Annotated in this window: 8 protein-coding genes; 6 read left to right on the forward strand and 2 right to left on the reverse strand. The window is 68.1% G+C overall.

Features of this window, described 5'->3' with window-relative positions:
* The coding region (gene sucC, locus VKH46_09285; protein ID HKB71023.1) for an ADP-forming succinate--CoA ligase subunit beta at nt 1-999 on the forward strand (999 nt) is incomplete at its 5' end.
* A gap of 22 nt (nt 1,000-1,021) precedes the next feature.
* A complete protein-coding gene (gene sucD, locus VKH46_09290; protein ID HKB71024.1) occupies nt 1,022-1,912 on the forward strand; it encodes a succinate--CoA ligase subunit alpha in 891 nt (296 codons plus the stop codon).
* Here the strand turns inward: sucD and VKH46_09295 are convergent.
* A complete protein-coding gene (locus VKH46_09295) occupies nt 1,909-3,261 on the reverse strand; it encodes a hypothetical protein (GenBank protein HKB71025.1) in 1,353 nt (450 codons plus the stop codon). The genes sucD and VKH46_09295 overlap by 4 nt on opposite strands.
* On the reverse strand, nt 3,258-3,716 hold the full coding sequence (locus VKH46_09300; protein ID HKB71026.1) for a hypothetical protein: 459 nt from the start codon (nt 3,714-3,716) through the stop codon (nt 3,258-3,260). The genes VKH46_09295 and VKH46_09300 overlap by 4 nt, the downstream gene beginning before the upstream one ends.
* A gap of 113 nt (nt 3,717-3,829) precedes the next feature.
* On the opposite strand from VKH46_09300, the gene ndk reads away from it, so the two are divergent.
* From ndk to VKH46_09320, 4 genes are all read left to right on the forward strand, one after another.
* Complete coding sequence (gene ndk, locus VKH46_09305; protein HKB71027.1) at nt 3,830-4,246, forward strand: nucleoside-diphosphate kinase; 417 nt, start codon at nt 3,830-3,832, stop codon at nt 4,244-4,246.
* A 17-nt stretch (nt 4,247-4,263) separates the two neighbouring features.
* Entirely contained in the window at nt 4,264-5,226 is a 963-nt protein-coding gene (locus VKH46_09310; protein HKB71028.1) for a VWA domain-containing protein, read from the forward strand.
* 38 nt (nt 5,227-5,264) lie between these two features.
* Complete coding sequence (locus VKH46_09315; protein HKB71029.1) at nt 5,265-5,885, forward strand: OmpA family protein; 621 nt, start codon at nt 5,265-5,267, stop codon at nt 5,883-5,885.
* 203 nt (nt 5,886-6,088) lie between these two features.
* On the forward strand, nt 6,089-6,709 hold the full coding sequence (locus VKH46_09320) for an OmpA family protein (protein HKB71030.1): 621 nt from the start codon (nt 6,089-6,091) through the stop codon (nt 6,707-6,709).
* Nucleotides 6,710-7,191 lie beyond the last annotated feature (482 nt).

Consider the following 7,191-nt stretch of genomic DNA (forward strand, 5'->3'; position numbering starts at 1 on the left):
AAGGGGGGCGGCGTCAAGGTCGCGAAGAACGCCGACGACGCGTACGCCCTCGCCCGGAAAATCCTCGGCATGACCCTCGTCACGCACCAGACCGGCCCGGAGGGCAAGCAGGTCCGCAAGGTCCTGATCGAGGAGGCGCTCGACATCGACCGCGAGCTCTACCTCGGAATCACGCTCGACCGCGGGATCTCCCGGCCCGTGATGATGGTGTCGAAGTCCGGGGGGATGGAGATCGAGGAGGTCGCAGCGTCGGACCCGAACGCGATCGTGCGCGAGCCGCTCGACCCGTCGTTCGGGATGTTCCCGTTCCAGGCGAGGAAGCTCGCCTTCGCGCTCGGCCTCTCCGGCGAGGCGTACAAGAAATCGCTCGCGTTCCTCCCCGCGCTCTTCCGGGCCTACGTCGAGACCGACGCGTCGCTCGCGGAGATCAACCCGCTCGTCGTGACGAAATCGGGCGACGTCCTCGCGCTCGACGCGAAGATGAACTTCGACGACAACGCGCTCTTCCGGCATCCCGAGATCAAGGAGATGCGCGACGTCACGGAGGAGGACCCGCTCGAGGTCGAGGCTTCGAAGTTCGGCCTGAACTACATCAAGCTCGACGGCAACGTCGGGTGCATGGTCAACGGCGCGGGCCTCGCGATGGGCACCATGGACATCATCAAGCTCTACGGCGGAGAGCCGGCGAACTTCCTCGACGTGGGCGGCGGCGCCTCGGAGGAGCAGGTCAAGAACGCTTTCCGGATCATCCTCTCGGACAAGAACGTCCGCGCGGTGCTCATCAACATCTTCGGCGGCATCATGCGCTGCGACATCATCGCCAACGGGGTCGTCGCGGCGGTCAAGGAGATGGGACTGCAGATCCCGGTCGTCGTCCGGCTCGAGGGGACGAACGTGGACGAGGGCAAGCGCATCCTGCGGGAGTCGAACCTCAAGATCACCCCGGCCGAGGACCTCGCCGACGCCGCGGAAAAAGTCACGAAGGTGGTCGCGGCATGAGCCGCGCGGGCGGGAGGGCGTAATGGCGATCTGGGTCGGCCGCGACACGAAGCTCCTCGTCCAGGGCCTGACGGGCCGGGAAGGCTCGTTCCACGCGCTCGCCTGCCGCGAGTACGGAACGCAGGTCGTCGCCGGCGTGACGCCGGGCAAGGGGGGGACGGTCCACGAAGGGATCCCCGTCTTCGACACGGTCGAGCAGGCGGTCGCCGCGACGGGCGCGAACGCCTCCATGATCTTCGTCCCGCCGCCGTTTGCCGGCGACGCGATCGTCGAGGCCGCCGCGGCGGGGGTGGCGCTCGTCGTCTGCATCACCGAGGGAATCCCGGTCAACGACATGATCCGCGTGAAGGACTTTCTCGCGGAGTCGAAATCGGAGGGGGGCCGGCCGGTGCGGCTGATCGGCCCGAACTGCCCCGGCATCATCACGCCGGGCCAGTGCAAGATCGGGATCATGCCGGGACGGATCCATCACCCGGGACGGGTGGGAGTGATCTCCCGCTCCGGGACCCTCACGTACGAGGCGGTCTACCAGCTCACCCGGCTCGGCCTCGGACAGTCGACGTGCGTCGGGATCGGCGGCGATCCCGTCAACGGAACGAACTTCATCGACGTGCTCACCGCTTTCCGCGACGACCCGGACACCGACGCCGTGATCCTGATCGGCGAGATCGGCGGGATGGCCGAAGAGGAAGCCGCCTGCTGGATCGCCGGAAATCTCGGCCACAAGCCGGTCGTCGCGTTCATCGCGGGGCAGACGGCCCCCCCGGGGCGGCGCATGGGCCACGCGGGCGCGATCATCTCCGGCGGCCGCGGCACGGCGGCCGACAAGATGAAGGCGCTCGAGGGCGCGGGGATATCGGTCGTCAAGAGCCCGGCCGAGCTCGGCCGGACCATGCAGGCTCGCCTCCGCTAGCCCGGCGCGCCTCCGCTCGCCCACTCCTTCGCGCGCTCGCGCGCCGCGACGAGCACGATCACGGCGAGCGGCGACACCTGCTCGAGCAGTCGCGAGTAGGCCTGCTCGACGTGGAGCGGAATCGGCCACGCGGTCACCAGAAACGGCGCCGCGTCGGCCCCGACGCAGAGCAGAGCGATCGCCGCGAGGGCGCGCTCTTTTCCCCCTCCCCGCACGACGAGGATCGCCGCCGCGGCGAAGGTCGCCGGCCACAGCACTCCCCAGAGGTCGGGAGCGAGGAGCCACCGGGCCGCGTTGGCCGCGACGAGCCCGATCCTTTCCGCGACGGCCGTCGCGGGCTGCGAGAAGAGGGGGAAACGCTTCGGCCCCGGGATCTTCAGCCGGAGCAGGTGCGCGGCGCGGATCGCGAGAAAGAGCGCGGGCGGCGCGAGCGCGCTCCACGCGCGGCGAGGCCGGATCGCGGGGCGCGCGAGACCCGCCGCCAGGAGGACCATCGCCAGGACCGCGAGCGGAATGATCCCCTCCCGTTTCACCATGAGGAGCGCTCCCAGGAGCCAGGGCGCCGGCGAACGCCAGGAGAGCGTCGCCGGAGACTCCCGGAGACACGCGGCCGCGGCGGCGGCCACGACCGCGGCCTCGGGAAGATCCGCGTAGCCGCCGAGGTTCGTGCCCGTGGAGACGGCGGGAAGCAGCCCGACGAGCGCGGCGGCCCCCAGCGCTGCGGCGCGTGATCCGAAGGTCCTCGCGGCCCGCGCGGTCCCGATGAGGAGCGAAAGGAAGAAGAGCGGAAAGATCGGCTTGAGGGCGTCGAAGTCCCATTTCCCCCGGATCGTCGCGACCAGCGCCTCGGCGAGCGGCAGGAGCGGCGGATACCGGAGCTTGCTCCGCAGATAGCTGCCGGGAGGAGGGATCGTGCCGAACAGGCTGCCGTCGTGGTGGAGGAGCTGCGCCCTGGCGGCCCAGATCGCCAGCCCATCCCATCGATACGCCACTCGGAGGTCGAGCGCCGTGAAGAGGAGTACGGCGGCGGCGGCGAGCGCGAAGAAGACCGGCGTCCACGGATCCCTGGGCCGGGGAACCTGCGGGCGATGCTCGCGTTGCGCCTTCCGCGGAAGAAGCACGCTCGCCCCCGCGGCGGCGAGGACGACCGCCAGGGCGGCCAGGAGCGCCCGATGTCCGAGAAAAATGCTCAGGGGCACGAGCGCGGCGCTCGCCGCACCCGCCCCGACGAGGAACGATTCGTTCCACTCCCCGATCCCCGCCGGGCGGCGGCCCAGGATCGCGTTCCCGGCGGCGGCGAAGAGAAGCGCGAGCGCCGCGGCGATCGCCGCGTCCGGGAATCCGCTCACCGTTCGAGCTCTCCGAAGAGGAACGGGCTCGAGAAGCCGGACAGCCGGGGCAGCGGCCGCGCGCGGCGCAGGCGGGCGCTCGTTGGGACGGGGCCGGCCACGATCGCGAAGCGCAGGCGAGTCCGGGCCATCAGCCGCCGAAGCGAGGCGTCGATTTCTTCCGGCGGCCCGAAAACGGTCCAGACGGGATGGGGGAAGAGTGCGCGCTCGACGAGCACTTCGACCCACGGATCGTCTCCCGAATCCAGGAACACGACGCCGGCGCCCGGCGGCAACGAGGCGAGAACGCTTCGCCGAAACCGGTCCATTTCGGGCGGAAACGTCGTCGACGGCGCTCCGCGCCGATCGCTTCGGATTTCGCGGGAGAACGCGGCGACGCCCGCGAGAACCCCGGTAGCGAAGACGAAGGCGACCGCGCCGTTCACGAGCGCGCGGCGTGCGGCAGGGGGCGGCATGCGGGCAATTGTCCTCCACTTCGCGGCGGGGACCGGCAGCCGGCGATTTCGAAGACGCGCTATTGTCATTTTCGGAACCGGACGGTACAGTCGCGGCGGAAAAGGAGCGAAGCGTGCCGCAACGTACCCTGACGATCATCAAGCCGGACGCGGTGAAGGCGGGCAGCGCCGGCGCGATCCTGGCGCACCTGGAGAGGGAAGGCTTCCGGCTTCTCGGCGGGAAGAAGACGACGCTCACGCCTTCGCAGGCCCGGGCGTTCTACGCCGTGCACAAGGACCGGCCCTTCTACGACGGGCTCGTCCGGTTCATGACCGAGGGGCCGGTGTGGGTCGTCGCTCTCGAGCGCGACGACGCCGTCGCGCGGCTGCGCGCGACGATGGGCGCGACCGACTCCAAGAAGGCCGAGGCGGGCACGGTCCGCAGCCTCTACGGGACCGACATCGAGCGCAACGCGATCCACGGCTCCGACTCGCCCGACAACGCCGCGCGGGAGATCGGGTTCTTCTTCGCCGAAAGCGAGCTCCTGTAAGGCGCCGGCCACCACCCGTGTCTTCCCGGAATCTGTCGGTCCTCCTGAGCGCCCTGGCGCTCCTCGCCGGCGCCGCTCGAGCGCGCCCCGCGCAGGACGCGCCGGTCGGGCATTTCACCGCGACCGCCGGCACCGAATACGTCCAGCTCCCCGTCGTCGTGCGCGACCGCAAGGGGGGATTCGTGGACACGCTCCGGGAGGAGGACTTCCACGTCTGGGTCGACGGCAAGCCCGTCGCGATCGGTTCGTTCGAGAAGAGCGACCGGGCGCCCGTCTCGTTCGCGATCCTGCTGGACGTCTCGGGGTCGATGAAGATCGCCGACAAGCTCGACCGCGCCCGCGAGATGATCCAGCGCCTCGTGGGGCTGCGGCAGCCCGGAGACGACTTCGCCCTCTTTACGTTTTCCGAGGAGGAGGTCCGGGTCGTCGCGAATTTCGACCGGGACCCTTCGGCGCTCCTGCGCCAGCTCCTTTTCCTGAAGCCGGTGGGGAAGACCGCCCTGTACGACGCCGTCATCCAGACGAGCAACGAGCTGCTCGCGGGGGGGAACACGAAGAAGGCGATCCTGCTCTTCACCGACGGCGTGGACAACGCGAGCCAGCTGACGACGAAGGACATCGAGCGCGTCATGCAGAACGAGAGCGTTCCGGTGTACGCGATCGGCATGAAAAATGCTTCGTACACCGTGCTGAACGAGGAGGAACGCAAGGAATTGTCGTTGTCCGCCCTCGACCTCCTGGCGCAGGCCTCGGGAGGGCGGATGTTCCTGGTTTCGGGCGACGAAGATCTCCGGCCGATCGCCAACGCGATCGACGGGGAGCTCCGGCGCCAGTACGTGCTGGGTTTTCAGCCGTCGGGCGAAGGAGACGTAAGATACTGGCCGATCGTGGTCACGGTCAAAGGAGGCGGCACCCGGGTCGTCCGAGCGCGCCGCGGCTACCGAGGGACCGCCCCCATACCGCTGACCGTCAACCGTTGACGTCCGCATTCCGCGGAAAGAAACAAGGAGGAAAAGAGATGTCCAACCTTCGATCCTGGAGCGTGGGGCTGGGAGCCGCCGCGGCGCTGGCGCTTCTCCCGGCCTGCGCCACCAAGAAATACGTCTCGGGAGAAGTCGAGAAAAGCAGCGCGGCCGCCGAGAAGCACATCGCGGACGTCGAGAGCCAGGTCGAGCAGACCCAGTCGAGAGTCGGCCAGCACGAACAGCGCATCACGGAGCTCGACAAGGCGACCAAGGACGCGCTGGATCGCGCCAACGAGGCGGGCAAGCTCGCCGAAGGCAAGTTCAACTACTCGGTCGTGCTTTCGGACGACAACTCGCACTTTCCGCTGAACCGGCACGAGCTCTCCGCGGAGGCCAGGCAGCAGCTCGACGAGTTCGTCGATCACCTCAAAACCGAGAACAAGAACGTCTATCTCGAGATCCAGGGCCACACCGATGCGACCGGTGGCCCCGACTACAACATGAAGCTCGGCGAGGAACGCGCCGAGGCCGTCCGGCTCTATCTCAACCAAAAGGGAGTGGCGCTCAACCGAATGGCGACGATCTCCTACGGCGAAACGCAGCCCGTGGAATCCAACAGGACGCGGGCGGGACGCGCGAAGAATCGCCGGGTCGTCATCATCGTCCTGAGCTGATAGCCGTACGACCTCGGGGCGGTCCGGAATTTTTTCGACGAGGGGGGCGGCGCGGCCCCCCTCTCTTTTTTTCCCCCCGAGCGCCGCATCCTGCGGTGCGCGTGGTTCCACGCTATGATCCGAAGGTCCGGGCGTCCGCTCTGTTTGCGCTCTCTCGGCGCGCCTTGCGGGCGGACGGCCCCGGGAATTGAAGGAGGAAAAGAATGAAGGGATTGCGAGTCGGGGGAGCTTGCCTGGGCGTCGCCGCAGCGCTGGCGATTCTCCCCGGGTGCGCCACGAAGAAGTACGTTTCCGGAGAGGTCGAGAAGAGCAGCGCGAAGTCGGAAAAGCACATCTCGGACGTCGAATCGCAGGTCGAGCAAACGCAGACGAAGGTCAACGAGCACGAGCAGCGCCTCACCCGGCTCGACAAGTCGACCCAGGACGCCCTCGCCCGCGCCTCCGAGGCGGGCAAGCTCGCCCAGGGAAAATTCAACTACGCGGTGGTCCTTTCCGACGACACGGCTCACTTTCCCGTCAACGGACACGAGCTCTCGGACGAAGCGCGCCAGCAGCTCGACGAGTTCGTCGAGAAGATGAAGAACGACGACAAGAACGTGTATCTCGAGATCCAGGGGCACACCGATTCCACGGGCTCGCCCGAATACAACATGCGGCTCGGGCAGGAGCGCGCCGATGCCGTGCGCCTCTACCTCAACCAGAAGGGGGTCGCCCTCAACCGGATGAGCACGATCTCTTACGGCGAGACCCAGCCCGTCGAGTCGAACAAGACGAAGACGGGGCGGTCCAAGAACCGGAGAGTGGTCATCGTCGTCCTGTCGTAGGTTTCGGCGCACCGCTCGATCTCCGGCGTCGCCGAGTTGAAGACGGCGAATGTCGTCGTCGCTGTTCTCGCTTTAGGACCTGGCGCGCCGCTCGATCTCCGGCGTCGCCGAGTTGAAGCGGTCGCGTTCCGCGCCGCTTAACTCGGCGACGGGCGGCACTGTCACGCAGGAGTCGAAAGCGCACCGGCCGGGATCTCGTCGGCGACCGGCTCGATCTCCGGAAGCGGCGCCGGGCCGCGGTCGTCACCAGGGAGGGAAAGTCCAAGAACTCCGCGGCGCCGGGTGAGGGCCCGGCCCAAGGCTCACCGGGGCACATTTGCTGCTGGCCGGTTGCGGCACTCCGCCGAGTTAAGCGACACGGAACGTGATCGCTTCAACTCGGCAGAGGCGACCTCGATGGATTTGCCGCTTGCTGCCTGAACTATGCCTATAATCGACTTGGAATGGATATTCGAAGCTACTCCGAGGTATCCGACACCCGG

The sequence above is a fragment of the Thermoanaerobaculia bacterium genome, assembly GCA_035260525.1.
Lineage (GTDB): Bacteria > Acidobacteriota > Thermoanaerobaculia > UBA5066 > DATFVB01 > DATFVB01.

Bases quoted from the DNA above. Each gene is read 5' to 3' on its own strand.
- VKH46_09320 (HKB71030.1), top strand. From the start codon at position 6,089: ATGAAGGGATTGCGAGTCGGGGGAGCTTGCCTGGGCGTCGCCGCAGCG.
- VKH46_09300 (HKB71026.1), bottom strand. From the start codon at position 3,716: ATGCCGCCCCCTGCCGCACGCCGCGCGCTCGTGAACGGCGCGGTCGCC.
- sucD (HKB71024.1), top strand. From the start codon at position 1,022: ATGGCGATCTGGGTCGGCCGCGACACGAAGCTCCTCGTCCAGGGCCTG.
- VKH46_09315 (HKB71029.1), top strand. From the start codon at position 5,265: ATGTCCAACCTTCGATCCTGGAGCGTGGGGCTGGGAGCCGCCGCGGCG.